Here is a 24665-nt window from a genome sequence, read left to right as displayed (position 1 = left end):
GGGGGCATGAACCTGAAACGCATCGCACTTTTCGTTTTGCTGCCCGCCGTGCTCGTCGTATCCGCCGCCGGTGTCGTGCTGCTGCACGCGCCCGACACGCTGGCCGGCGACGACCAACAGCAGGCACGCGCACTGAGCCAGCGCGGCGACATCCTGCCGCTGGAGAAGATCGCCGAACGCGCGCGCGCAGAAAAGCCGGGCAAGCTGATCGACATCGAACTCGAACAGAAGAAAGGCATCTGGGTGTATGAAGCCGAGATACTCGACGACGCCGGCCGCGTGTGGGAACTGAAGCTGGATGCACGCACCGGCGCACTGCTGAAGATGGAGCAGGACGACTGACATGCGCCTGTTGCTGGCCGAAGACGACGAAACACTGGTTGCCGGACTGAAGCCGCTGCTCGAACGCGCCGGCTACGCGGTCGACGTCGCGACCGACGGCGTGTTCGCGCAGCTGTCGGCGGAAGCCATCGACTACGACCTCGTGATACTCGATCTCGGTCTGCCGCGGCGCAACGGCGTCGACGTGCTGCGCCAGTGGCGCGACGCGCGGCGCGCGATGCCGGTGGTGGTGCTGACCGCGCGCGACACCTGGCAGGAAAAGGTCGAGGTGCTCAACGCCGGCGCCGACGACTACGTCTGCAAGCCCTTCCACAGCGAGGAACTGCTGGCGCGCATCGCCGCCGTGCTGAAGCGCAGTGCGGCACGCCGCGCGCCGGGCCCGCTGGCACGCGGCCCCTTGAGGCTCGACGAAGCGACGCAGAGCGCGGCACTCGATGGCGGCGCCCCGATAGAACTGAGCAGCATCGAATTCCGCCTGCTGCGCTGCTTCATGCTGCACGCCGGCCAGGTGCTTTCGCAGCAGCGCCTGAACGAACACCTGTATGACCACGCCACCGATCACGACAGCAATGTCATCGAAGCCCACATCACGCGCTTGCGCCGCAAGATAGGGCGCGACTGGATACAGACGCGGCGCGGTCAGGGCTACGTGTTCGACGCCCCGGAGGCGCCGTGAAGTACGCGCTGCGCACCCGTCTTGCCGCCGGCCTGGCGATCAGCTTCGTACTGCTGGCCGGCCTGCAGTGGCTGCTCGCCGGCATCGCCATCGAACGCCTGCTCAAGGCGCAACTGGCCCAGCGACTGGAGCGCGACGCCGAGAACCTGCTGGCGGCGCTCGACGGCGACGCCGGCGCACCGCTGCTGCTCGACGACGCGCGCGTGGGCGGCGAATACCGTCAGCCCTTCTCCGGCCATTACTTCCGCATCGTGATCGACGGCGGTGACGACATTTCGTCGCGCTCGCTGTGGGACGGCACGCTGGCCCTGCCATCCGCCGGCAGCGAGCGCATCGCGCAGAGCGAGGCTGCCGGCCCGCAGGGACAGTCGCTGTGGCTGCTGTCGGCGCGCTACGAAAAGCGCGGCCAGTCGGTGCGCATACTGGTTGCCGAAGACCTGTCGGCGCTGCGTGCCGGGCTGCGCGAGTGGCATCTGCTGTATGGCGTGCTGACGCTGACCGTGGTCGCGCTCGTGCTGGCCGTACAGCAGTGGGTGGTGCGCCGTTCGCTGGCGCCGCTCGATACGCTGCGCGCGCAGATGCAGGCGCTCGAACGCGGCGAACGCGAGCGGCTCGACGTCGCGCTGCCGGACGAGATCGCGCCGCTGGTCGATCAGTTCAACGCGCTGCTCGGCATGCTGCTGCGCCGCTCGCAGCGCTCGCGCGACGCGCTCGGCAACCTGGCGCACGCTCTGAAGACGCGGCTGGCGGTGCTGCTGCAGGTGGCCGAATCGCCGGCGATGGCGGCCCACCCCGAACTGCAGCAGCGCATGACCGACAGTACCGAACTGATGCGCCGCGCCATCGAGCGCGAACTGCGCCGCGCGCGACTGATGGGCGGCACCCATCCGGCGCGGCGCAGCGACCTGCGCGACGCAGCCGAGCGGCTGGCGGCCACGCTGGCCATCCTGCACGGCGAACGCTCGCCGGACATCGCGCTCGACATCGCTGCCGACGTCACGCTGGCAATGGACGCGGAAGACCTGATGGAGCTGCTCGGCAACCTGATGGACAACGCCTGCGCCTGGTGCCGCCGCCGCGTGCGGCTGTCGGTCGAACGTGGCGCGGACCTCAAGCTGCTGATCGAGGACGACGGCCCGGGCTGCGCGCCCGAACAACTCGAATCACTCAGCGCGCGCGGCTTCCGCGCGGACGAGACGAAACCGGGCCACGGCCTCGGCCTGTCCATCGTGCGCGACCTGGTCGACAGCTATGGCGGCGCACTCGAATTCGGACCGTCACCGGTCCTCGGCGGACTGCGCGTCACCGTGCATCTGCCGTCACGCATGGCGCTCGACGCGCCCTCACCCGAAGGAGTACGGCCATGAAGAACGTCCTGATCGCCACCACGCTGCTCGCTGCCCTGCTCGCACCGCCTGCCTTCGCCGACGACGACGATCTGCCGAAGATGCGCGCCATCGCCGAGGCGATGAAGCTCATCTCGCTGGAAGATGCGACCGCCAAGGCGCTCGCCGCCAAGCCGGGCACGGTGATCGAAGCCGACCTCGAACGCCGCTTCATGAGCGACGACTACGATTACGAGTTCGAACTGATCGACACCGCGGGCAAGGAGTGGGACGTGCATATCAACGCGCGCGACGGCTCGGTACGCTCGATGCGACGCGACTGGTTCGACTGAGCGCCGGCGGCAAGGGACGGCTGCGCTGACGCACTGCACGCAGACCGCAGCCGCGCACGGGCGCACAATATCGTCTTTCAACGCAGGCTCCGAAAGACGATGAATACGCCCACCTCCGACACCCTCACCCACTGGATCGACGGCCAGCGCAGCGCGCTGGACAGCACCCGCAGCGCCGACGTGTTCGATCCGGCGCACGGACAGGTGGCCAGGCAGGTGCTGCTGGCGTCCGATGCGGACGTGAGCCGCGCGGTCGCCAGTGCCGCTGCCGCGCAGCCGGCCTGGGGCGCGCTGGCGCCGCAGCGCCGGGCGCGCGTGCTGTTCCGGATGAAGGAACTGGTCGAGCGGCACAGCGCCGACATCGCGCGACTGATCACGCGCGAACACGGCAAGACCTTCCCGGACGCACAGGGCGAAGTGCAGCGCGGGCTGGAAGTGATCGAATTCGCCTGCGGCATTCCGCAGTTGCTCAAAGGTCAGTATTCCGACCACGTCGGCGGCGGCATCGCCAACTGGAGCCAGCGCATGCCGCTCGGAGTGGTCGCCGGCATCACGCCGTTCAACTTCCCCTTCATGGTCCCGATGTGGATGACGCCGGTCGCGCTGGCCTGCGGCAACAGCTTCATCCTGAAGCCGTCCGAACGCGACCCGTCGCCGTCGCTGCTGACTGCCGAACTGTTCCGCGACGCCGGCCTGCCGGACGGCGTATTCAACGTGCTGCAGGGCGACCGCGTCGCGGTCGATGCGCTGCTCGAACACCCGGACGTGCGCGCGGTGAGCTTCGTCGGCTCGACGCCGATCGCCCGTCACATCTACGAGACGGCGGCGAAGCACGGCAAGCGTGCGCAGGCGCTGGGCGGCGCGAAGAACCACATGGTGGTCATGCCGGACGCCGACCTCGACCAGGCGGCCGACGCGCTGATCGGCGCCGCCTACGGTTCGGCCGGCGAGCGCTGCATGGCGATTTCGGTCGCGGTGGCGGTCGGCGACATCGCCGACGCGCTGGTCGAGGCGGTGCGGATGCGCGCGCAGAAGCTGAACATCGGCGACGGCGAAGCCGACGGCACCGACATGGGTCCGGTGGTGACCGCCGCCCACCGCGAACGCATCGTGTCGCTGATCGACGCTGGCGTCGCCGAAGGTGCGCAGCTGGTGCTCGACGGCCGCCGCCACACGGTGGCCGGCCGCGAACAGGGTTTCTTCCTCGGCGCCACGCTGTTCGATCGCGTCACGCCGGCGATGCGCATCTGGAAGGAGGAAATCTTCGGCCCGGTGCTGTGCGTCGTGCGCGCGGCAAACCTCGCGGACGCGATCGCACTGGTGAACAGCCACGAGTACGGCAACGGCGTGTCGCTGTACACCCGCGACGGAGCCGCTGCGCGCGAATTCGGCCAGCGCATCGAAGCGGGCATGGTGGGCATCAACGTCCCGATCCCGGTGCCCATGGCCTGGCATTCCTTCGGCGGCTGGAAGCAGAGCCTGTTCGGTGACCTGCACGCCTACGGCGAAGAGGGGGTGCGCTTCTACACCCGCTACAAGAGCATCATGCAGCGCTGGCCGGACAGCGGTTCGAAGGGGCCGGAGTTCGTGATGCCGGTGAACTGAGCGGTCAGGCGGCGCCGCGCGCCAGCAGCGCGGTCGCCTCGTCCGCCGGCATCGGTTTGCCGAACAGATAGCCCTGACCGATGCGGCAGCCCTGCTCGCGCAGGAAGGCCAGCTGGTCTTCGGTTTCGACGCCCTCGGCGACGGCCTCGATGCGCAGGGAACCGGCCATCGCGAGTATGCAGGCGCAGATGGCGGCGTCATCGGCGTCGTGGCCGATGTCACGCACGAAGGACGCGTCTATCTTCAGCACGTCGATCGGAAAGCGCCTGAGGTAGGCGAGGCTGGAATAGCCGGTGCCGAAATCGTCGATGGCGACCGCGACGCCCAGCCGCTTGAGGTCGCCGAGAAGCTTCACCGTCTGGCCGATGTTGTGCATCAGCATCGATTCGGTCAGTTCCAGTTCGAGATTGCGCGGCGACAGGCCGCTGCGCTCGAGTTCGCGCGACACGGTACGCACGATGTCGCTGCCGACGAACTGCCGCGCCGACACATTGACCGCCACCCGCAGTTCCGGGTCGAAGCGTTCCGCCCACAGCTTGCCCTGCTCGCAGGCTCGGCGCAGCACCCACTGTCCGAGTGGCACGATGAGGCCCGTTTCCTCGGCCAGCGGTATGAAGTCGAGTGGCGATACCAGCCCGCGTTCCGGATGGCGCCAGCGCACCAGGGCCTCGAAGCCGATGACGCGGCGCCCGTTCAGCAGATCGACCTGCGGCTGGAAGTGCAGCTCGAACTGCTCCTGCGCCAGCGCGGTGTGCAGTTCGGCTTCCAAGCGCAGCACACCGGAGGCGGCGTTCTGGTCCGGCTCGTGAAAACGGATCGTGTTCCGCCCCGCCTGCTTGGCGCGGTACATCGCGGCGTCGGCATGGCGCAGCAGCGTCGCCACGTCGCGGCCGTCGCGCGGAAACACCGCCACACCCATGCTGGCGGTGCAGTGGATGTCGTGATTCCGTATCGACACCGGCGGCGCCAGCGCGCCCAGCATCTGTTCGCATACGGCCTGCGCGTCCTGCGCCTGGCGGATCTCCGGCAGCAGCACCACGAACTCGTCGCCGCCCAAGCGCGCTACCGTGTCGCTGGCGCGCACCCGCTGCGACAGGCGACGCGACAGCACGCGCAGCAGTTCGTCGCCGGCGTCGTGCCCCATGCTGTCGTTGACGATCTTGAAACGGTCGAGGTCGATGAACACGACCGCCATCATCGCGTCGGTGTCGATCGCGGCGTCGATCGCCTTCTGCAGCCGCTCGTTCAGCAGGATGCGGTTGGGCAGGCCGGTCAGCACGTCGAAGTGGGCGGCCTGACGCAGCTTGGCTTCGCTGCTGCGCTGCTGCGTCACGTCGCGGGCGATGCCGTCGAGGCGTATGCGCGCACCGTGCTCGTTGAACACCACGCGCGCCCGGTCGAGTATCCAGCGCACTTCGCCATCGGGCCGGACAACGCGGTACTCGGTGGTCAGGCTGCCGCTGGTGGTGGCCTCCTTCAGCGAGCGCAGCATGCGTGCGCGGTCGTCCGGATGCACCATGTCCAGCCAGTCGACCTCACCGTGGAGGAAGGCCTCAGCGCTCACGCCGTAGATGGCTTCGGCCGACGGGTTCAGATAGACCAGCTTCTGCGACGGCAGCTCGATCGACCAGATGATGTCTTCCAGCGTGGCCAGAATGCTGTGCAGCCGCAGTTCGCTCTCGCGCAGCTTCTGCCGTTCGGCACGCAGTGCGCGGGCGGTGGCCGACTTGGTCAGTTCGCGATCAACCACGGCGCCGAGGCGCAGCAGGTTCTGCTTGAGCAGGTAGTCCTGCGCGCCGGCGCGCATGGCATCGACGGCGACCGCCTCGCCGATGCCGCCCGACACCAGGATGAAGGGCAGATCGGGTTGCATGCGCCGGACCACGGTCAGCACGTCCAGACCGTCGCAGTCGGGCAGCACGTAGTCGGAAATCACGATGTCCCAGTGCAGCTCGCGCAGCGCCACTTCGAGCGCGGCCACGCTGTCTACGCGGCAGTGTTCGACGGCAAAGCCCGCGGCGCGAAGCTTGGCCAGCACCAGCAGTTCGTCGACCGGGTTGTCCTCGACGATGAGCGCGCGCAGCCGTCTCGCGACGACGCCTGCGTCGCGAGACGGTGGATACTCAACATCACGGCCATGCAAGGGGGGCATCGATGCCAGCCTTGGTTCGACAATGGTCCGTTAACGGCGGACAGTGTCCTTGCTTGAACCCTGACTGAACGACGCACGAGTGGGTGGGCTACACCGCCCTACTCGATCAGCAGCGTCGGCAACCAGTGCGACCTCGGGTCACCCGCGCTCAGGTCGGCGTCACGCAGCGGCCGCGTACGCCGTTCCGCCGGCACGCTGTCCGGTGTGATGAAGGGGTCCATATCGACGTCGTGCACCCGACCTTCGATGCGCTCGCCAACCACCTTCATACGATAGTACACACCGTTGAACGGATCGATGTGCAGCGAGGCCGGCGCGGTGCGCATGAACATCAGCGCGTATTCCAGCGGCACCAGATCGCCCGCGCTGACCACCTGCGGCTCACGTTCGACCGGAAAGCTGCACAGGCGCTGTGTCGGCCCGGTCAGACAGCGGAAGGGTCGCATCGCGAGGAAGTACTCTTCCAGCCGCGAGTCCAGCGTCACCTTGAAGGAGGAGCGGCCGTCGCCCAACGGTGCAAACACCACCTGACCGATCACTTCGCGCCCTCCGCTGGCATTGGTGAGCACGATGGATCTAACGCCGGACAAGGGATCGGCCTGCGCGGGCAGCGCACTCATCAGCGCGCACAGCACCGTCGCAATCACCGCTTTGCTCGATTTCATCTTTGCCTCTCGTCGTCAGGAGGTTTCAGTTCGGCTCACCCGTGGTGCCTCGCGGCCGGCCGGAAACTGCCACGAGTATGACCGGTCGACAGCCCAAGTCCTTACTTTGGCTCGCCGCCCATGAACAGACGTCACGCCCTCCAGGCGCTCGGCTGCCTGATGCTGCGACCGGCCGGCGCGCACGCCGGCAACGGAATCGCGCTGGACGCGCTGCGCTCGGGCGGCGCCCTGCTGCTGCGTCATGCGCTGACGGAGCCCGGCATAGGCGATCCGCCGGGCTTTCGCCTCGATGACTGCAGCACTCAGCGCAACCTGTCCGCAGGCGGCCGCGCGCAGGCTCGCGCGGCAGGCGAGGCGCTACGGGCGCGCGACGTGAAGATGGACGCGGTGTACAGCAGCGCCTGGTGCCGCTGCATCGATACCGCGAAGGAGATGTTTCCGGAACTGCAGGTGGAGGTGTTGCCGGCGCTGAATTCCTTCTTCGCGGGCCAGGGTGAACGCGAGCGGCAGACCGCGGCGCTGCGCCAGTGGATCGCGGCGCTCGACGACGGACTGCGGGTTGCGCTGGTGACGCATCAGGTGAACGTGCTGGCGCTGACCGGCGACAACCTCGCGATGGGCGAGGCCATCGTCGTGCAGCCGGACCGCCGCGGCGGCGTGCGTGCCGCCGGCCGGCTGGCGCTGTGAAGCGCGGGCGACGGATCAGTACTTTCCGGCCTTCACCGCGGCGAAGTGTTCGTCATAGCGGAACACGAAATCCTTGTCCTTCAGCGGAGCATGGCAGCCGCGACAGGTGTCGTACTTCGCGTCGCCGTTCAGCTCGCCATTGCCCTTGAACGCGGAATAGATCCAGTTGCCGTTGCGCTGCGCCTCCGGCACGGTGCCGCCCCAGCCGGCGTTCTTGCCCATGACGAATACGGCGGCCAGCTTGTCCTTCACCAGCTTGCCGTCGGCGCCCTTGACCGCCTTGCCGTCGGCATCGAGCTTGACTGACCAGTTCTCCATCACGAACACCGATCCGTCGGGAAAGCCCTTTTCGGCACTGCCCTTCTTCGCATCCGCGTTCATGTAGATGTCGCGTATCTGTTTGACGTCCTCGCGCTGTACCGCGGTCAGGAAAGCGGGCCAGGACTTGTAGTCGGTCGGCAGCGGCAACTGGCCGTCGTCGAGCCGGGCGACCGGCGTGCTGCCCATCTGGCTGCAGCCGGCGACCAGCGCCCCGAGAACGAGTGCGGACAGCAGATTCTTCTTCATCGGATAACTCCTCGCATGGCACGGGTGGTTGAACGGGTACCAGCGCTGCATCGCGTCTGCAGCGCTGGCACCCTGTGTGCCCTGTCTACGCGCGGGAGGCGTTTCCGGATGCAGTCGAGGTCGGAGAAATCTGCGCACGACGCCGACGCAGGCCTTCGACCGACAGCAGCAGCAGGCCGACGCCGATCAGCAGCATGCCGGTCAGTTCGTTCGCCAGCGGCCGTTCGCCCAGCTGCAGCGCCGCCGCCAGCACGCCGATCACCGGCGTCAGCAGCGACACCATGCTGGTGGTCCCGGCCGACAGCCGGCGCAGCGCGTACAGCCACAGCAGCCAGGCCAGTGCATTCGCCAGCACGATGTTGAAGCCGAGCGCGCCGATCAGCGACGGCGTCCAGTTCGCTTCCCGCGCCGGCCAGAACAGCGCGAAGGCGACCAGCGGCAAAGAACCGAACAGCATCTGCCAGGCCGTCATCGACAGCAGGTCGATGTCCGGTGCACGGATCTGCAGACGCTTGGCGACGATGACCGCCAGCGCCCACAGCGCGCCGGCACAGGTGGCCAGCGCCATGCTGGTCAGGTCGCCCCCCAGATGCGCCGGATCGAGGATGAACAGCAGGCCGGCCAGCGTGGCGACCGCCGACGGCCACTGCCAGCCGTGCAGCCGCTCGCCCAATAGCGGCCAGGCAAACACCATGACCCAGAAAGGCATGGTGTAGGTGAGCACCGCCGTCTTGCCGGCGCCGCCGCTGACCAGCGCGAGGATGATCAGTCCGGTGAAGCCGGTGGTCTGCAGCACGCCCATCGTCGCCACCCAGGGCAGGTGCTGTGGCCGGAACGGCCGGCGCAGCACCGCCATCAGCGCGAACAGGCTGAGCGCGCCGCCGAAGGTGCGCCAGGCGCCGAACTGGAAGGCGTCCATGTCGACCAGCGCGATCTTCATGACCACCCAGTTGTAGCCCCAGATCACCGCCAGCAGCAGCAGGGCGGCGACCGCGCGCAGCGACGGCGAGCGGGTATTCATGCCGGTGCTCCTCAGTTCCAGGTATGGGTCAGCGCGCGCCAATTGCCATCGGGCTGGCGGCGATAGACCACGGTGATGTGGCCGGAGAAGGTCTGCAGTTCGCCATCGGCGTTCTTCGCCTGCGCGCTCCAGCGGCCGCGCTGGGTGGCGAGCGCGTCGTCGCCGGCGACCGCATGCAGTTCGATGCGGTGGTTGTGGATGCCACTGGCGATGGCACCGGCAAACAGCGCCTGGATGGCCGCCGGGCCAATGGCCGCGTCGCCACCGGCGGGCAGCACGGCCGCTTCGGCGTCGTACAGCGCGGCGACGGCTGCGGCGTCGCCGCGGTTGAAGGCGGCGTCCCAGCGGGTGTTGATGTCGGCAATGGCGGTCTGGAGTGCGCTCTGGGTCATTTCAATATCCTTTCGGTGTGCAGGGTTGATACGGAGGCTAACTATTCGGGCAAATTTTTTTACGGGTCACGTGAATGCATCGAGCCCAGCATGCACGGCGCCCAGCATCGACTGCAGCAGCACGCGCTGGTTCTCGTCCAGCCCGGCCATCAGCGTGCGCACCCGCCGGTAGTAATCCGGCATCACGGTGTCGAGCACGCCCTGCCCCGCCGGGGTCAGTCGCACTGTGGTGCGCCGGCGGTCGGCGGTGTCGAACACGCGCTGCACCAGACCGTCGCGCTCCAGTCCATCGATCAGACCGGTCATCGTCGCCCGCGTCACGCCGGCCTTCTCCGCCAGCACCGACGGTGAGGATTCCAGCGTTTCCTCGCGGAACAGCAGGATGAGCACCCACCACCGCCCCTGCAGCAGACCGTGCCGCGCCAGGAAGGCATCGAGGGCCTGCGACAGCTCGGTCGCCGTACGCAGCAGCGTCAGAAAGCCGGTGACGGCGCTGACATCGGCGTCCGGATAGCGCTGCGCAAAGCGACGCAGGATGTCGGGGGTCGGAAGATCGCGTACCTGGAGCATGTACGGAACAATATCATAAGGAACCTAACTATAGCAACAAGTATGAGGCGGGTTGCTCAAGGGCAATGACAGGGCGAGACAAAAGAGTTCACTTCGCGGCAGCATTTCCGAGATAATTAACAAGAATCATTCTCGTACGCATTAAAACAAATAGCCATGACTGCCCCAATCCTGCCGCTGCGCCTTCCGCTTCATCTTCTCGCGGCCTCGATCGCCGCGCTGCTCGCCCCGCTCGCCTCTGCCGAAGACGCGGTCGCAACCCTGCCTGCCGTCCGCGTCGACGCCGCTGGCGACATCGGCTTCACGGCGCGCAAGGCAAGCAGCAGCACCTTGAAGTCCGATCTGCCGCTGAACGAGACCGCACAGTCGGTCACCGTCGTGACCCGCGAACAGATGAATGCGCGCGGCGTGCAGTCGCTGACCGACGCGTTGCAGGGCGTGGCCGGCGTGGTGTCCGGCTACTACGGTCGCCGTGGCTGGGACGACTTCATCATCCGCGGCCAGCGCGCGACCGAATCGGTCTACGTCGATGGCCTCAGGGTAGAGATGGACGCGCGGGTCGCGCAGGAAACCTTTGGCGCCGAGCGCATCGAGGTGCTGAAGGGCCCGGCCTCGGTGAACTTCGGTCTGGTGCAGCCGGGCGGCATGGTCAATATGGTCAGCAAGCGCCCGCGGGCGGAGGCGTTCACCGAGGTCGCCCTCACCGGCGGCAGCGACAACTTCCGCCAGTTCACCTTCGACTTCGGGCGTCCGCTGTCCGACACCGGCCGCAGCGCAGTGCGCATCAACGGCCTGATGCTCAACAGCGACGACCCGACCGACTTCGTCTATTACAAGAACCGCTGGATCGCGCCGTCGATGTCGCTCGACCTCGGCACGCGCACCGACTTCACGATACTGACCAGCTTCCAGACGCGCGAGTACGTCCGGCAACAGGGGCTGCCGGTGCGCGGCTCTGTACTCCCGAACCCGAACGGCCGCGTGGACCGCAGCCTGTTCATCGGCGAACCCGGCTTCGGGCCCTACGAAGCCAGCCAGGCGCGCATCGGCTACGCGCTGGAGCATCGCTTCGACAGTGGCTGGACACTGCGGCAGAACTTCCGCTGGCAGGACTACGACATGGACGGGCGCCTGGTCGCCGTCGCCGGTTCGGGTCTGCAGGCGAACAACCGCCTGCTGAACCGTCAGGGCACGCTGCAGGATTTCCGCGGCCACGGCTACGGCCTCGACACGCACCTGACACGCGCCTTCGACATCGGCACGATGCGGCATACGGTGCTCGCTGGCGTGGACACCAACCACCACGCCAAACGCGAAACGACGACCCGGTGCACCGTCGCCGCGCTGAACGTCTACACCCCGGTCTATGGCGCGACAGTCAATTGCGGCAGCACGCCGCTGACCGATCTCGACGAAACCATCCGCTACACCGGCGTCTACCTGCGCGACCAGGTACGTCTGACCGACAGGCTGAATGCGTCGGTCACGCTGCGCCGCGACTGGGCCTCGGTCGATTCGACCAATGTGCTCACCGGTACCTCGATCACCGACGAGAACTACGCAACCACCACCGGCAGCGCCGGCCTGATCTACGAAGTGATCGACGGCGTGTCGCCGTACGTGAGCTACGCCGAATCCTTTCTGCCGCAGGGCGGATATTCGGTGAGCGGACAGGCGGTGAAGCCCGAGAGCGGCAAACAGACCGAAGTCGGCGTCAAGTTCAGCTTCGCGCAAGGGCGCATCCAGGCGACCGTCGCCCACTTCGACCTCGAACGGCAGGACGTGCGCGCGAGCGACGCCTCAAACCCCGGCTTCTACATCCTGATCGGCGAGCAGCGCACGCGCGGCTACGAACTGGAACTGCTGGCCGACCTGCGCAATGGCTGGAACCTGTCGGCCGCCTACGCCAACACCGATGGCGAAGTGGTGCGTGACGTCAATACGGCCAATATCGGCAAGCCGCTGGACAACGTGCCGCGCCACAGCGCCTCGCTGTGGGCGCAGTACCGCGTGCGCAGCGGCGCACTGACCGGTCTCGGCCTCGGTGCCGGGCTGCGCTACGAGAGCGAGAAACAGGGCTACAGCTTCGCCTACACGATTCCCGACTACACCGTGTTCGACGCCAGCGTGAGCTATATCGGCCAAGGTTACCGGCTGAGCCTGATCGCGAAGAACCTGTTCGACCGCGACTACTTCGCCGGCGGCCTCAACAACAACGTCATTCCGCTCGGCGACCCGCGCCGCGTGCTGGCGTCGGTCACGCTGGACTTCTGAGTGTGGCTTCGCAACGCACGCTCACCCTGCTGTTCACGGTGCACTCGTGGGCCGGCATTGTCACCGGCCTGCTGCTGTTCGTGATCTGCACATCGGGCGCGCTGGCGGTGTTCAAGCACGAGATCGACCTGTGGGGCAATCCGTCGCTGCGCCATCTCGAACATGCGCAATCGCCGGTCGGGCCACAGGCCGTTCTGGCGGCCGTGCAGAGCGCGCTGCCCGGCAGCAAGGTAGAGAACATCGTGCTGCCGACCGACACCAGTCCGGCCTACTTCGCGCAGGTGCGGCATGAGAACGGTCTGCGCAGCAAGATCGCCGTCGACGCCGGCCACGCGACCGTCATCGGCCCGGTGGACAGCGAACTGGGGCAATTCGTGCGCATGATGCACGTGTTCCTGTTCTTCGCGCCGCGCTGGATCGTCGGCTTTCTCGGTGCCGTCATGCTGGTGCTGGCACTGACCGGCATCGTGATTCACCGTAAGATCATGCGCGAACTGTTCACGGTGCGCTGGCGCCGCAGCAGCCGGCTGGCCGCGTCCGACCTGCACAAGGCGTCCGCCATCTGGGGCCTCGCCTTCCATCTGCTCATCGCCTTCACCGGATGCTGGCTCGGCCTCGCACCGGTGTTCGAACAGAGCTGGCGTTACCTCAGCGGCGGCGCCGACCCCGCGGTCGCGCTGCCGAAGGACGCGCGCAAACAACCCCTGCAGTCGCTGGACGCACTGCTGCTTCAGGCGCGTCGCGACCTGCCCGGACTGGAGCCGGAAACGATCTCGCTGCGCAACGCTCAGCGCGCCGATGCCGTCGTCACCATCTCCGGCGACCTGCCGCAGCAACTGATCAGCAGCGCCCGCGTCAGCTACGCCGGCGCGGACGGCCGCACGCTCGACCTGCGCGACCCGCGCCAACGCGGATTCTGGAGCCGCTTCGACGGCTGGATGGAGCCGCTGCACTTCGGCGATTTCGGCGGCCTCATGCTCAAGGCGCTGTATTGCGTGCTCGGTCTCAGCGCTGCCGGCCTGGCCATCAGCGGTACCGTGATCTGGGCCGACCGACGCCGCCAGCAGCACCGCTCGGGCGACGCCGCCCACAGTTCGGCCATGGCTGGAGAACGCCTTGTTTAACCGCATCATGGCGGCACTGCTGACCGCCGCACCGACTGCGCTGCTGCTCTGTGCCGCGACCAGCCTGTGGCTCGGCCGCCGTCTCGAACTGCTGCCAGGCAATCAGGGCCTGGGCCCATGGCTGTTCATCCTGTTCTGGCTGCTGCTGACGACGCTGACTGCGCGGGCCACACAGCCCGTTGCGGTCTGGCGGCGCGGCCTGTACGGCAACGCCGTCGGCAGCGCGACGGTCGCACTGAGCGGCCTGCTGCAGCATGCGCCGCAGGCCGGCGCCATGGCCGCCGTCTGTGCCGCAACGGCACTGGCCTGCTCCGCTGGCGCAATGCTGCTGCCCCGCGCGGGTACTGCATCCGCGCGGGCACCCGCCAGAGCGCGCCGCACCACCCTGCTGCGTCGCTGCATGAACGGCCTGCCCTGGTGGGTGCTCGCAGCCTGTTTCGTCGAAAGCTTCCACATTGCCCAGACCGGCGGTGACGGCCGCGGTGCCGGCCACACCGGCATGCTCCTCGCCTTCTTCGTGCTGCTGCCGGCGCTGTCCCTGGTCAGCTGGTTCCGCGGCCCGGCCCGGATCGCATGGCTGATCGGCAGCGCCCTGCTCGGCTGGCTCGCCCTCGCCGCCGATCGCCCGGTGCTGGCCGCGCTGGCGCTGACCGCGCTGCTGTGCGCGCGCCCCTTGGGCGGACGGGCGCTGCCCGCGACAGGCGCGGCCACATGATCGCCGGCCTGACCGAATGCGGACTCGCGCTGACTGGTGCTGTGCCGGTCGCCGCGCTGTTCGCCGCCGGCAACGCACGCGCCGTCGCCGATGCTGCGCCGCCGCGCTGGCTGATCGAGCACGGTCGGCAACTGGCGCTGGCGAGCGCACTGGCGCAACTGCTGCTGGCGATTGCGACCAGTGGCCCGATGGCCGGCAGCGTGCTGGTGCTGACCGCCTGGATGGTCGGCGGCAGCCTGTTCGTCCCGATGGTGAATGCGTGGCCTGCGCTCACGCTGAGGTCCTCGGCAGCACTGGCCGCTGCCGGCGCGTTGATGGCGCTGACGGGTGCGCTCGCCTGAGGCGGCGCTGTTCGGCCCCGCGCGCTTCGGCTAGCATGAAGATCGAGTGCCGCATGCCAGTCGGGCATGCGAGCGCGACGCCCGATAACCGAAGCGATGCCCACGCCATGGACCTGACCGAAGCCATTGCCGCCGCCGCCGGCCTCGCCTGGGCCAGCGGCCTGCGGCTGTACGCCGTCATCTTTCTCGCCGGTCTGGCGGGGCGGATGGAATGGGTCGAACTGCCCGGCGAGCTGGACGTGCTGGAACACCCGCTGGTGCTGGCCGCCGCCGGTTTCATGCTGTGCGTCGAGTTCTTCGCCGACAAGGTGCCGGCGCTGGACAGCCTGTGGGACGGTCTGCACACCTTCATTCGCATTCCGGCCGGTGCGCTGCTTGCCGCCTGGGCACTGGCCGATCAGAGCACGCCGGTGGTGCTGGCCGGCGCGCTGCTCGGCGGCACGCTGACCGGCGCCACTCACCTGACCAAGGCCGGCAGCCGGGTGGCGATCAACGCCTCGCCCGAGCCCGTCAGCAACGTACTCGCCTCGACCAGCGAGGACGGCCTCGCGGTCGGCGGACTGTGGCTGGCCTTCGCCTACCCGGTGTTCTTCCTGGTGCTGCTCGCCTTCTTCGTTCTGCTCATGCTGTGGCTGCTGCCGCGCGTGTGGCGCTTCCTGACCGGATTGCTGTCCTGGGTGGCGGGCAAGCAGGCGCCCGGTTGACCTGCATCAGCCCGTCATGACCCGGCCGGCGCTTCAATGACGAAAACACGTCGAAAGGGAGGGAATCATGAAAGCGCTGTCCGATCTGCTGTCGACCGACTACGGGCTGATGAGCCTGGTGGTGATCGCCATCGTCATCTTCATGAGCATCTGGTTCGGCCGCTTCTTCAAGCGGCACATGGACGAGGATGCGGCCGCGGCGGCCAAGGCCGAACAATCCGGCCGACCGGCGCCGTGAGCGCGCCCGCGTTCAGCGGGTAAGCACCTTCCACACGAGGCCGACGCCGGCCACCAGCAGGTCGGCCACGTCCAGGCCGCCGGCATCGCGAGCGCCTTCGATCTGGCGCTGCCGGTCGGCGCGGGCGCGTGTGCGCTCGCTCTCGACAATGGCGTCGGCCATCGACACCGGGTCGCGCGTGGTGCGCTTCACTTCCGCCTGGTGGTAGCCCTTCAGCGCGTTCTCGACGGCGTCCGGATCGAGCAGCGAAAAGGCCGAGCGGCAGTGCGGGCAGGCGTGGTCCTTGCGGATGTCGACCGGCGCCCCGCAGCCGGTGCAATAGATGGCGCCGACCCGCTTCGCCAGGTCGGCGATTTCGGCCGTCGTCATCTGCCGCACGAAGCCCTTCTCGACCATGAAGGACGAAAAGCTGCTGTAGCGGCCGTGCTTCTCCGGGCAGCGGTAGGTCATGTAACGCCCGCTGCGCACCAGATCGTAGCCCTTGTCGAGCTTGCGGCTGCAGCGCGGGCAGGCCATCACGTTGGCGACCGGATGCTGCATTTCGTCGCGGTGCGCGTGCAGTTGCTTGAACAGTTCGTTGACCGAGCCCGGCGACAGCTGCAGGTTCTCGAAAGTGTCGAACCAGATACCCTGGCAGTGCCAGCAGATGTCGAGTTCCATGTCCTCGCCGCCGTGATTCTTGAAGCGGTGCACCTTCATCGGCACGCGGCAGGACGGACAGTGCGGCGCTGAATTCTGCATGATGGTCGGTATGACGTCGGATCGCGATCTATCGGCGCGGGCAATGCCCGCCTGGTCTTGTCAGCGGCATGCGGGCACGCAAGGTTGAGGGCGATCAGCGCGCCGAGCGTGTCACCTTGACGCCTTCCGGCGCGCTGCGGTGAAAGGTGACCGGTACCGGCTGCGCCTTCAGCACGTTCTTGCGGATGCGGCCGACCACGTGCATTTCGCATTTCTTGCAGTCGAAACGCAGCGTGAGCTTGTCGTTGCCGTTCATCAGCGTCATCGGCTCGGCCTTCACCATGCCGCGCAGGTCGTACTCCTTCAGTTCCTTCGGGCACAGGTTGTGGCTGAAGCGCAGGCAGTGCTTGGTGATCATCAGCGACACCTCGCCCAGTTCCTGGTTCGCCTCGTAGGCGTCGGCGATCAGTTCCACGCCATGCTTGCGGTAGAAGGCGCGCGCCTTCTCGTTGTACACATTGGCCAGATAGGACAGTTCGGTGTCGGTGAAACGCACCGGCGGTTCGACCGGCACGCCGGGCTGTGGTCGCTGATGAGCGGCGATGCGCTTCGTCTCCAGCAGCGCCACCGCGTCGCGGCGCAGGCCGTTCAGGGCCGACGCCGGCAGGAAGCGCGCCTCCGGCAGATCGATCGCGATGTCGCCCGCTTCGAACAGCGTGTTGCCCAGCTTGCCCAGGCTGTCGCGGATGCCGGACAGCGCCCGTTCGGCGTCACGCGCCGGCTGCTTGTCGTGCACCAGCTCGACCCGGGCGCTGACGCCGTCCTCGTCGGTCATCGTCAGTGCGAAGCCGTCCGCGGTTTCCTCGAAGCGCAGGTCGGCGCGGATGCGGCGGTCGGCCGACTTCTTCTCCAGCGCGCGTTCGAAAGCCTGGTCGCGGTTGCGGTACAGCGTCATGCCCGGCTTCAGATCGTCAGGCATCGCGTTCGGGTAGAGCTTGCGGCCCTGCGCGACGTTGATGCGCAGGCCCATCAGTTCGCGGTGGCTGTCGTAGTAGCTCAGGCCGTCGCCGTTGTGGATGTCGACCTCGGCCTCGACCTCGATGTGGTCAGCCGCCACCTTGCTGATCGTCGCCGCTTCCTCGCCGACGAAGCTCGGCGACTCGAAGGCCTCGATGCCGTGCTGGCGGCCGTTGGCGAAGTAATCAGTCGAGCCGCGGTTGAAGGTCTTTTCCGGCTGCGGCTCGAAGGTGTAGGTGCAGCGGCCGCTGGAGGCGCGGCGGTAGCCCGGCAGATCGGCCAGCAGTCCGTTCAGCAGCGTGCTGTAGTGGGCGGTGATGTTCTTCACGTAGCCGAGGTCCTTCAGCCGGCCCTCGATCTTGAACGAGGACACGCCGGCATCGATCAGCGCACGCATATTGGCCGACTGGTCGTTGTCCTTCATCGACAGCAGATGCTTGTCGTGCGCCACCACCCGGCCCTGGGCATCGGTCAGCGTGTACGGCAGACGACAGGCCTGCGAGCATTCGCCGCGGTTGGCGCTGCGGCCGGTATGCGCGTGGCTGATGAAGCACTGGCCGCTGAAGGCGACGCACAGCGCGCCGTGCACGAAGTATTCGAGCGTACAGGAGGTGTTCGCCGCCACCTTGCGCACGTCCTCCAGCGTCATTTCGCGTGCCAACACGATCTGCGTGAAGCCGACGTCCTGCAGGAAGCGCGCCTTGGCCGCGTCGCGGATGTCGGTCTGCGTGCTGGCGTGTAGCTGTATCGGCGGCAGATCCATTTCAAGCAACGCCATGTCCTGCACGATGAGCGCGTCCACGCCGGCGTCGTACAGCTGCCAGATGGCGCGGCGGGCCGGTTCCAGCTCGTCGTCGCGCAATATCGTGTTGAAGGCCGTCAGCACGCGCGCGTGGTAGCGGTGCGCGTGCGTGCACAGGCGGGCGATGTCGGCGATGTCGTTGTCGGCGCCCTTGCGCGCACCGAAGGACGGGCCGCCGATGTAGACGGCGTCGGCGCCATGGTTGATCGCCTCGATGCCGAAATCGGCGTTCTTGGCGGGCGCGAGCAGTTCGAGTGTGCGACGGTCGGCGTTCATGATGCAGGGCCTGCGGGAAAGGCGGGATTATCCCCGATCCTGCGCCTCAGGCCATCGCCACGCGATCACGGCCGTCGCCCTTGGCCGCGTACAACGCGCGGTCGGCACGGTCGACCAGCCGCACCGGCGTATCGTCGTCGGCGAAGGCGGTGACGCCGACACTGACCGTCGCCGTCACTGCCGCGCTACCGATCGGCAGCGGGCTGGCGCCGATCAGCGCACGCAGGGTTTCCGCCCGCTGGCGCGCGTCGTCGGCTGCGCAGTCCTTCAGCACCACCAGGAATTCCTCGCCGCCCCAGCGGCAGGCCATATCGGATGCGCGCAGGCCGCTGCGTATCAGCGCGCCGACGTGCTCGATCATGCGGTCGCCGGCCAGATGACCGTAGCGGTCGTTCAGCGACTTGAAGTGATCGATGTCGATCAGCAGCACGGCCGACGGACGGCGGCTGCGCTGCACCTCGGCCACCGCGTGTTCGAGCATGATTTCGAAGGCGTGACGGTTGAGCAGGCCGGTCAGCCGGTCGGTGGTGGCCATCTGCTCCAGCCGGCGCTGGTAGCCACTCAGCGTCAGGCTGGCGAGCCACAGCACCGCCGCCGTCACCAGTGCGCAGATGAGCAGGTTGATGTAGAGCGTGCGGCGGATGTCGGCCAGCGCCTCGTTCTCGACCTTTTCGACGAACAGGTACCAGTCCAGCTCCGGCACGTAGCGCACATTGAGCAGGTAGTCCTTGCCGCCCTCGCGGTACTGGTAGGAACCGCTGTCGCGGGCCAGCACCTCGTGCGCGATGTCGCCCAGGCCTTCGACCTCGCCGATGCGCAGCGTGCCGTGCGAGGGCTGGTCGCCGTACAGCACGATGTTGCCGCTGCGGTCGACGAAATAGACGCCGCGGTGATAGCGCTGCTGGTAGCCGGACAGCAGCCGCCGCACCGTGTCGACGGTGAGGCCGACGCCGGTCACGCCCACCGTCTTGCCGGCGTAGTCGAACACGCGGTAATTGACGAATACGGTCAGCGTGTCGGGCGAAGCGGTGTCGGAATCGACGTTGATTTCGTACGGCGCATCGAGGTCGCGCGAACGGAAATACCAAGCATCGCGTTCGCTGCCCTGCTCCACCCGGCGCAGCACGCCGTCCGGGTGATAGTAGTTGCGGGTCGCTTCCGATACGAAAAAGCTGGTGAAGGTGCCGTAGCGCGTGCGGATTTCGCCGAGAAACTTGGTCATCGCCGGCACGTCGCGTTCGCCCTGCAGCACCCAGTCGCGGACGAAGGTGTCGCCGGCCATCACTGACGACACGAACACCGGCCGGATCAGATCCTTCTGGATCTCCGAATAGATGGTGTCGGAGGTCAGCGGCAGTTCGTTCTCGACGATGGAGCGCTGGATCTCTCGCTTCGACACCGAGTAGCTCAGCAGCGTATTGGCCAGAAAGCCAAGCGCGAGCAGCAGGCCCAGCATCAGCACCAGACGGCGACGGCCGGTCACGCCAGGCGAGGCGCGCACCTCGGCGGCCGGAACGACGGCTGCCGGGTCGCTGCCGGCAGGAACCACCGTGGCCTCTGCCTGGATCTTCATCGTTTCGGACATGCGGCCGCGCACAGGAGATTGACGTCCCCTGTTTTCGGCAATCCTGCGCCGGACTTTACCGCCGCGTGCAGCGGGCGCGCCGCGGCATCAGGCCGCACGGCGTCGGGCGGCCGCGCCCACCAGCAACAGGCCGCCCGCCATCAGGCCCCAGGTGGCCGGCTCGGGTATCGGCGCCGGCACGGTCGCCTGCAGGCTGGCAACCTCCCAGCCTATGTCGCGCAGCGCCGCCCAGTCGAGTTCGGTCATGTAGCGGCGCGCGCCGGCGGGAATGACCGGCGACAGCAGCGGCACCTGGTCCACGCCGTTCGCGCCGGCCCGCAGCGAGGTATCGAAGTGCGCGTCACTACCGTCGTTGCGCAGCAGCGGCGCGACACCGTCGTCGACCGCGGTCGCGCTGGCGCCGATGAAGCTGCGGTTGCTGACCTGGGCGAACCAGCTGTCGGCGGTGCCTATGCCCAGCACGTGCGCCGTCTCGTGCGCCGCCACCGTGTACAGATCGAACAGCCCGGCGAAGTTCTCGACGGTGCCGACATCGTCGTCGGCGTACCAGCCGACGTTGGTGCCGAAGGTGATGGTGCCGCCCCAGGGCGCGAAATCGGTGGGCGGCGACGCCAATGCCCCCGGCTCGCCACGCCCGTCGGCCAGCGCAACGAAGTCGCCGCTGCCGCCCGCCACGTGAAAACCGGGCCCGCCCACACCCAGCGTCTGCCCGGAGAAGGCGCGCGCGCCAACGAAGATGCGGATCTCGTCGGCGGCCACCGTCAGCCCGGGCACCAGCACCGTACTGTTCAGCGGATCGACCGGATCGAAGATGCGGGCCTGGAACACGTCGTCGCCGGTGGGCGCGATGGCCGCCAGCGTGTCGTCCAGATTGCTGCTGAACAAGCGTGCAACGTCGTCGAGCACGGCACGTCGGTCGTCGGTGAAGAAGCCACCGCTGTCGTAGCGGTAGTCGAACACCACGTCTACGGCCCGCGCAGGCGCGCTCAGGCACAGGCTGGCTAGCGCGGCCGCGCAGAAGGTTCGCATCATCGTCCTGGCTCCCGGTGGGGCCGCACGGCGCGGCCCGGAAAACGCGAAGCGTACGCCCCCGCTGCCGCAAACTGAAGCCCGCGCAATCCCGGCGGCACACGGGCTCAAGCCCGCCTTTCCGGCAGGTATCGCCGAATCCGGTCCGTCGACAGTCTCGAACAGGCGACCGCGGGTGCGCCGCGTCGAACCGGGGGACAACACGAAAGCCTACGCCGGAGCGAGCTCCCGGCTGATCCGGCGCAGCGCCCGAGCGGCGAAACTCTTGTTCACGGACAGACACCTTTCGACATCCCGAGACTTGACCTCGCGCAGCGACAACGCCGGCCGGCGGCGCTAGTCTGAATCCCGACGCGAATGAAATGCGCACACCGTCTGCCGCAACGCCGCGGCAGGCAGGGCATTCCGGACGAGGAACGAATGGACAAGGAAAACGACGGGCCTCACCCGCAGCGAGACGTGCCCCCGCCCGGGCACACGTCAAGGCGTCTGTTGAGTCTGGTGCTGGACGACGAGCCGCGACAGCGCCTGCGCATATCCCGCGCATTCACGTCCATGCTGGTGTACGTGGTATGCCTTGGTCTGGCCGAATACGCGCTGGCGCACGACATGGCCGACCCGGTCGCGACCCGCCTGCTGCAGGGCGGCATGATCGTGTGGATGGTGGTCGTCTACACCACGCTGCGCAGCGGGCTGAACCTGCGGTTTCGCGATCCTTCGCTCACCTTCCTGCAGGTCATGGCGGCGGGCGCCTGGATCACCGCCGCCTACATCGTGTTCACGCCGGTCCGCGGTTCGCTGCTGATGCTGCTCGCGCTCACCCTCGTGTTCAGCATCTTCAATCTCGACCGCACGGGACGCCGCATCTACAACGGATGCGTCGTCGTCGGCACCGGGCTGACGATGTTCACGCTGTCCACGCTGCGCCCGGATGACTACCCGTTCCAGGTGGAGTGGGTGCACTTCGTGCTGACGGCCGTCGTCCTCGCAGTCATGGGCCAGCTGAGCGAACAGTTGCTGGCCATCCGGGCCCGCCTGCGCACCCAGCGCAACGAACTGGAGGCGGCGCTGAGCCGCATCCAGGAACTGGCCACGCGCGACGTGCTGACCGGACTGCCCAACCGCCGTTACGCCACCGACCTGTTCGCGCAACTGGCCCGCGGCGCAGAGCGGAACGGCTCGCCGCTCTCCGTCTGCCTGATCGATCTCGACCACTTCAAGCGCGTCAACGACAACTACGGACACAAGGCGGGTGACATCGTGCTGCAGCGCTTCGCCGACACCGCGACCGGTGCGCTGCGCGAGTCCGATGTGCTGGCGCGCTGGGGCGGCGAGGAGTTCCTCGTGCTGCTACCCGACACGCCGGTAAAGAAGGCCGATCAATCGATGGCGCGCGTGCGCGCGGCGCTGGCGCAGACCCGGCTGGTCACCGCCGACGCGGCCGCGGTCACGTTCTCGGCTGGACTGGCCCAGTTCCGCCCCGGGGAATCGATCGAACACGCGGTGGAACGGGCGGACTTCGCGCTCTATCGCGCGAAGTCCGACGGGCGCAACCGCTGCGTGATCAGCGACTGATCGGCTTGTAGCGGATGCGCTTCGGTTTGGCGCCCTCTTCGCCGAGGCGTTTCTTCTTGTCGGCCTCGTATTCCTGGTAGTTGCCGTTGAAGAAGGTCCATTGCGAATCGCCCTCCGCCGCCAGGATGTGGGTGGCGATGCGGTCGAGGAACCAGCGGTCGTGCGAGGTGACGAGCACGCAGCCGGAGAACTCGAGCAGCGCGTCTTCCAGCGCACGCAGCGTTTCCACGTCGAGGTCGTTCGACGGTTCGTCGAGCAGCAGCACGTTGCCGCCGGAAATCAGCGTCTTGGCCAGGTGCAGCCGGCCGCGTTCGCCGCCCGACAGGTTGCCGACGATCTTCTGCTGGTCGCCGCCCTTGAAGTTGAAGCGGCCGATATAGGCGCGGCTGGGCATTTCGAAGCGACCGACGGTCAGGATGTCGGCCCCGTCGGACACCGCCTCGAACACCGTCTTCGTGCCATCCAGCCCGTCGCGGGTCTGGTCGACGGCGGCGATCTTGACCGTCGGGCCGACCACGATTTCGCCCGAATCCGGCGTGTCCTTGCCCTGGATCATCCGGAACAGCGTCGATTTGCCGGCGCCGTTCGGGCCGATCACACCGACGATGGCGCCCGGCGGAATGCTGAAGCTCAGGTTGTCGATCAGCAGGCGGTCGCCGAAGCCCTTCGAAACGTTGTGGAACTCGATCACCTTGTCGCCCAGGCGCTCGCCCGGCGGGATGAAGATTTCGTGCGTTTCGTTGCGCTTCTGGTACTCGACGCTGCTCATTTCCTCGTAGCGGGCCAGACGCGCCTTGCTCTTGGCCTGGCGCGCCTTCGGGTTGCCGCGCACCCACTCCAGTTCGGTCGCCAGCGCCTTCTGCCGCGCCGATTCCTGTGACTCTTCCTGGCGCAGCCGCTCACCCTTCTGGTCCAGCCAGCTGGAGTAATTACCCTTCCACGGAATGCCGTGGCCACGGTCCAGTTCGAGGATCCACTCGGCCGCGTTGTCGAGGAAGTAGCGGTCGTGCGTCACCGCCACCACGGTGCCCGGGAAGCGCACCAGGAACTGCTCCAGCCAGTCCACCGATTCGGCGTCCAGATGGTTGGTCGGCTCGTCCAGCAGCAGCATGTCCGGTTTGGACAGCAGCAGCTTGCACAGCGCCACGCGACGCTTCTCGCCGCCAGACAGCGGGCCGATCTTCGCATCCCAGGGCGGCAGGCGCAGCGCGTCGGCGGCGATTTCCATCTGCGTCTCGACGTCAGAACCGGCGGCCGCCAGCACGGCCTCGTACTTCGCCTGCTCTTCCGCCAGCTTGTCGAAATCGGCGTCCGGCTCAGCGTAGGCGGCGTAGATCTGTTCCAGCTTCTGCCGCGCCTCGACGATTTCGCCGAGGCCGGACTCGACCTCTTCCTTCACCGTCTTGTCCGGATCGAGTTCAGGTTCCTGCGGCAGATAGCCGATGCGCACGCCCGGCTGGTGCTGGACCTCGCCGTCGTACTCGCGGTCGGCATTGGCCATGATGCGCAGCACCGTCGACTTGCCCGAGCCGTTCAGGCCGAGCAGGCCGATCTTGGCGCCGGGGAAGAAGGACAGCGATATGTCCTTGATGATCGTGCGCTTCGGGGGTACCACCTTGCTCACGCGGAGCATGGACATCACGTATTGGGCCATTTTCTGCAACTGCACCGACAGGGAAAGGGCGCAAGTATAAGCCGGGGCACAGGCGCCAAGCGGACCGGAGGGGTCAAGACCGGCCGCCTGCTGTCGATAAGTCCTTGACGCACCAGAAAGGTCACTGCGGCCCTAGGGTCTGTTGCCATTGAATCGCGAACCGCGTTTGCAGCGCGCGAGACACGGGCAAGGCGTGCGACGAAGTCGAGACTGGCCGTCTCGACAAGAAGCGCAACGCAGTCCGTGCCTCGCACGCTGCAAACCCGGAGGGCGCGAGTCCCGATGCGCCCAGCTC

24 protein-coding genes are annotated in these 24665 nt (G+C 67.5%); 13 read left to right on the top strand and 11 right to left on the bottom strand.

All coding sequences use genetic code 11. The features are described 5' to 3' along the window. Nucleotides 1–6 precede the first annotated feature (6 nt). The 5 genes from WDZ97_RS00205 (at nt 7) to WDZ97_RS00185 (ending at nt 4301) form a co-directional block, all read left to right on the top strand. Nucleotides 7–342, top strand: a complete 336-nt coding sequence (locus tag WDZ97_RS00205) for a PepSY domain-containing protein (protein ID WP_304001904.1) — start codon at nt 7–9, stop codon at nt 340–342. A gap of 1 nt (nt 343) precedes the next feature. Beyond that, a complete protein-coding gene (locus WDZ97_RS00200; RefSeq protein ID WP_304001902.1) occupies nt 344–1018 on the top strand; it encodes a response regulator transcription factor in 675 nt (224 codons plus the stop codon). Next, nucleotides 1015–2385 carry an ATP-binding protein gene (locus WDZ97_RS00195; protein WP_425761436.1) on the top strand — a complete coding sequence of 457 codons (1371 nt, stop codon included), beginning with the start codon at nt 1015–1017 and terminating at the stop codon, nt 2383–2385. Before WDZ97_RS00200 ends, WDZ97_RS00195 begins: the two co-directional genes overlap by 4 nt. Beyond that, nucleotides 2382–2696 carry a PepSY domain-containing protein gene (locus tag WDZ97_RS00190; RefSeq protein WP_019917168.1) on the top strand — a complete coding sequence of 105 codons (315 nt, stop codon included), beginning with the start codon at nt 2382–2384 and terminating at the stop codon, nt 2694–2696. The genes WDZ97_RS00195 and WDZ97_RS00190 overlap by 4 nt, the downstream gene beginning before the upstream one ends. 99 nt (nt 2697–2795) lie before the next feature. Further along, on the top strand, nt 2796–4301 hold the full coding sequence (locus tag WDZ97_RS00185; protein ID WP_425761435.1) for a CoA-acylating methylmalonate-semialdehyde dehydrogenase: 1506 nt from the start codon (nt 2796–2798) through the stop codon (nt 4299–4301). Between the two features lie 4 nt (nt 4302–4305). On the opposite strand, the gene WDZ97_RS00180 is transcribed toward WDZ97_RS00185, so the two are convergent. Continuing rightward, complete coding sequence (locus WDZ97_RS00180; protein ID WP_425761434.1) at nt 4306–6453, bottom strand: putative bifunctional diguanylate cyclase/phosphodiesterase; 2148 nt, start codon at nt 6451–6453, stop codon at nt 4306–4308. Between the two features lie 98 nt (nt 6454–6551). Further along, entirely contained in the window at nt 6552–7118 is a 567-nt protein-coding gene (locus WDZ97_RS00175) for a hypothetical protein (protein ID WP_304001897.1), read from the bottom strand. A 120-nt stretch (nt 7119–7238) separates the two neighbouring features. Between WDZ97_RS00175 and WDZ97_RS00170 the strand changes: the two genes are divergently transcribed. Beyond that, nucleotides 7239–7805 (top strand): histidine phosphatase family protein, encoded by a 567-nt coding sequence (locus WDZ97_RS00170; RefSeq protein WP_425761433.1) that lies wholly within the window; start codon nt 7239–7241, stop codon nt 7803–7805. Nucleotides 7806–7820: 15 nt separating this feature from the next. On the opposite strand, the gene WDZ97_RS00165 is transcribed toward WDZ97_RS00170, so the two are convergent. The 4 genes from WDZ97_RS00165 to WDZ97_RS00150 form a co-directional block, all read right to left on the bottom strand. Then, a complete protein-coding gene (locus WDZ97_RS00165) occupies nt 7821–8372 on the bottom strand; it encodes a cytochrome P460 family protein (RefSeq protein ID WP_425761432.1) in 552 nt (183 codons plus the stop codon). 85 nt (nt 8373–8457) lie between these two features. Further along, nucleotides 8458–9393, bottom strand: coding sequence for a DMT family transporter (locus tag WDZ97_RS00160; RefSeq protein WP_304001894.1), 936 nt, complete (start codon nt 9391–9393; stop codon nt 8458–8460). A gap of 11 nt (nt 9394–9404) precedes the next feature. After that, complete coding sequence (locus WDZ97_RS00155; protein WP_304001893.1) at nt 9405–9785, bottom strand: YybH family protein; 381 nt, start codon at nt 9783–9785, stop codon at nt 9405–9407. 66 nt (nt 9786–9851) lie between these two features. Beyond that, complete coding sequence (locus WDZ97_RS00150) at nt 9852–10355, bottom strand: MarR family winged helix-turn-helix transcriptional regulator (protein WP_020165562.1); 504 nt, start codon at nt 10353–10355, stop codon at nt 9852–9854. A 156-nt stretch (nt 10356–10511) separates the two neighbouring features. On the opposite strand from WDZ97_RS00150, the gene WDZ97_RS00145 reads away from it, so the two are divergent. From WDZ97_RS00145 to WDZ97_RS00120, 6 genes are all read left to right on the top strand, one after another. After that, nucleotides 10512–12629, top strand: a complete 2118-nt coding sequence (locus WDZ97_RS00145) for a TonB-dependent siderophore receptor (protein WP_425761431.1) — start codon at nt 10512–10514, stop codon at nt 12627–12629. Nucleotides 12630–12631: 2 nt separating this feature from the next. Next, nucleotides 12632–13753: a PepSY-associated TM helix domain-containing protein gene (locus WDZ97_RS00140; protein ID WP_425761430.1), complete on the top strand. Its 1122-nt coding sequence runs from the start codon at nt 12632–12634 to the stop codon at nt 13751–13753. After that, nucleotides 13746–14468, top strand: a complete 723-nt coding sequence (locus WDZ97_RS00135) for a hypothetical protein (RefSeq protein WP_425761429.1) — start codon at nt 13746–13748, stop codon at nt 14466–14468. Before WDZ97_RS00140 ends, WDZ97_RS00135 begins: the two co-directional genes overlap by 8 nt. After that, nucleotides 14465–14809, top strand: a complete 345-nt coding sequence (locus tag WDZ97_RS00130; RefSeq protein WP_425761428.1) for a hypothetical protein — start codon at nt 14465–14467, stop codon at nt 14807–14809. Before WDZ97_RS00135 ends, WDZ97_RS00130 begins: the two co-directional genes overlap by 4 nt. Before the next feature lie 107 nt (nt 14810–14916). Next, nucleotides 14917–15513 (top strand): DUF4126 domain-containing protein, encoded by a 597-nt coding sequence (locus tag WDZ97_RS00125; protein ID WP_019917153.1) that lies wholly within the window; start codon nt 14917–14919, stop codon nt 15511–15513. A gap of 67 nt (nt 15514–15580) precedes the next feature. Beyond that, entirely contained in the window at nt 15581–15751 is a 171-nt protein-coding gene (locus tag WDZ97_RS00120; RefSeq protein ID WP_019917152.1) for a DUF3149 domain-containing protein, read from the top strand. A gap of 12 nt (nt 15752–15763) precedes the next feature. Here WDZ97_RS00120 and WDZ97_RS00115 read toward each other — a convergent pair whose 3' ends face one another. The 4 genes from WDZ97_RS00115 to WDZ97_RS00100 form a co-directional block, all read right to left on the bottom strand. Next, nucleotides 15764–16492, bottom strand: coding sequence for a zf-TFIIB domain-containing protein (locus WDZ97_RS00115; RefSeq protein ID WP_425761427.1), 729 nt, complete (start codon nt 16490–16492; stop codon nt 15764–15766). A gap of 94 nt (nt 16493–16586) precedes the next feature. Further along, the gene (locus tag WDZ97_RS00110) at nt 16587–18527 is read right to left on the bottom strand and encodes a peptidase U32 family protein (protein WP_425761426.1); all 1941 of its coding nucleotides are present in this window, start codon (nt 18525–18527) and stop codon (nt 16587–16589) included. A gap of 46 nt (nt 18528–18573) precedes the next feature. Next, nucleotides 18574–20100, bottom strand: coding sequence for a sensor domain-containing diguanylate cyclase (locus tag WDZ97_RS00105; RefSeq protein ID WP_425761425.1), 1527 nt, complete (start codon nt 20098–20100; stop codon nt 18574–18576). Nucleotides 20101–20199: 99 nt separating this feature from the next. Then, the gene (locus WDZ97_RS00100; RefSeq protein ID WP_425761424.1) at nt 20200–21144 is read right to left on the bottom strand and encodes a PEP-CTERM sorting domain-containing protein; all 945 of its coding nucleotides are present in this window, start codon (nt 21142–21144) and stop codon (nt 20200–20202) included. A 498-nt stretch (nt 21145–21642) separates the two neighbouring features. On the opposite strand from WDZ97_RS00100, the gene WDZ97_RS00095 reads away from it, so the two are divergent. After that, nucleotides 21643–22716, top strand: coding sequence for a GGDEF domain-containing protein (locus WDZ97_RS00095; RefSeq protein WP_425762239.1), 1074 nt, complete (start codon nt 21643–21645; stop codon nt 22714–22716). Here the strand turns inward: WDZ97_RS00095 and ettA are convergent. Next, nucleotides 22706–24370 carry an energy-dependent translational throttle protein EttA gene (gene ettA / locus WDZ97_RS00090; RefSeq protein WP_019917146.1) on the bottom strand — a complete coding sequence of 555 codons (1665 nt, stop codon included), beginning with the start codon at nt 24368–24370 and terminating at the stop codon, nt 22706–22708. The genes WDZ97_RS00095 and ettA overlap by 11 nt on opposite strands. Nucleotides 24371–24665: the final 295 nt, after the last annotated feature.

The sequence above is a fragment of the Methyloversatilis sp. MC4-4 genome (assembly GCF_049843555.1).
Taxonomy (GTDB): domain Bacteria; phylum Pseudomonadota; class Gammaproteobacteria; order Burkholderiales; family Rhodocyclaceae; genus Methyloversatilis; species Methyloversatilis discipulorum_B.
This window is presented reverse-complemented; position numbering and strand designations above follow the sequence as displayed.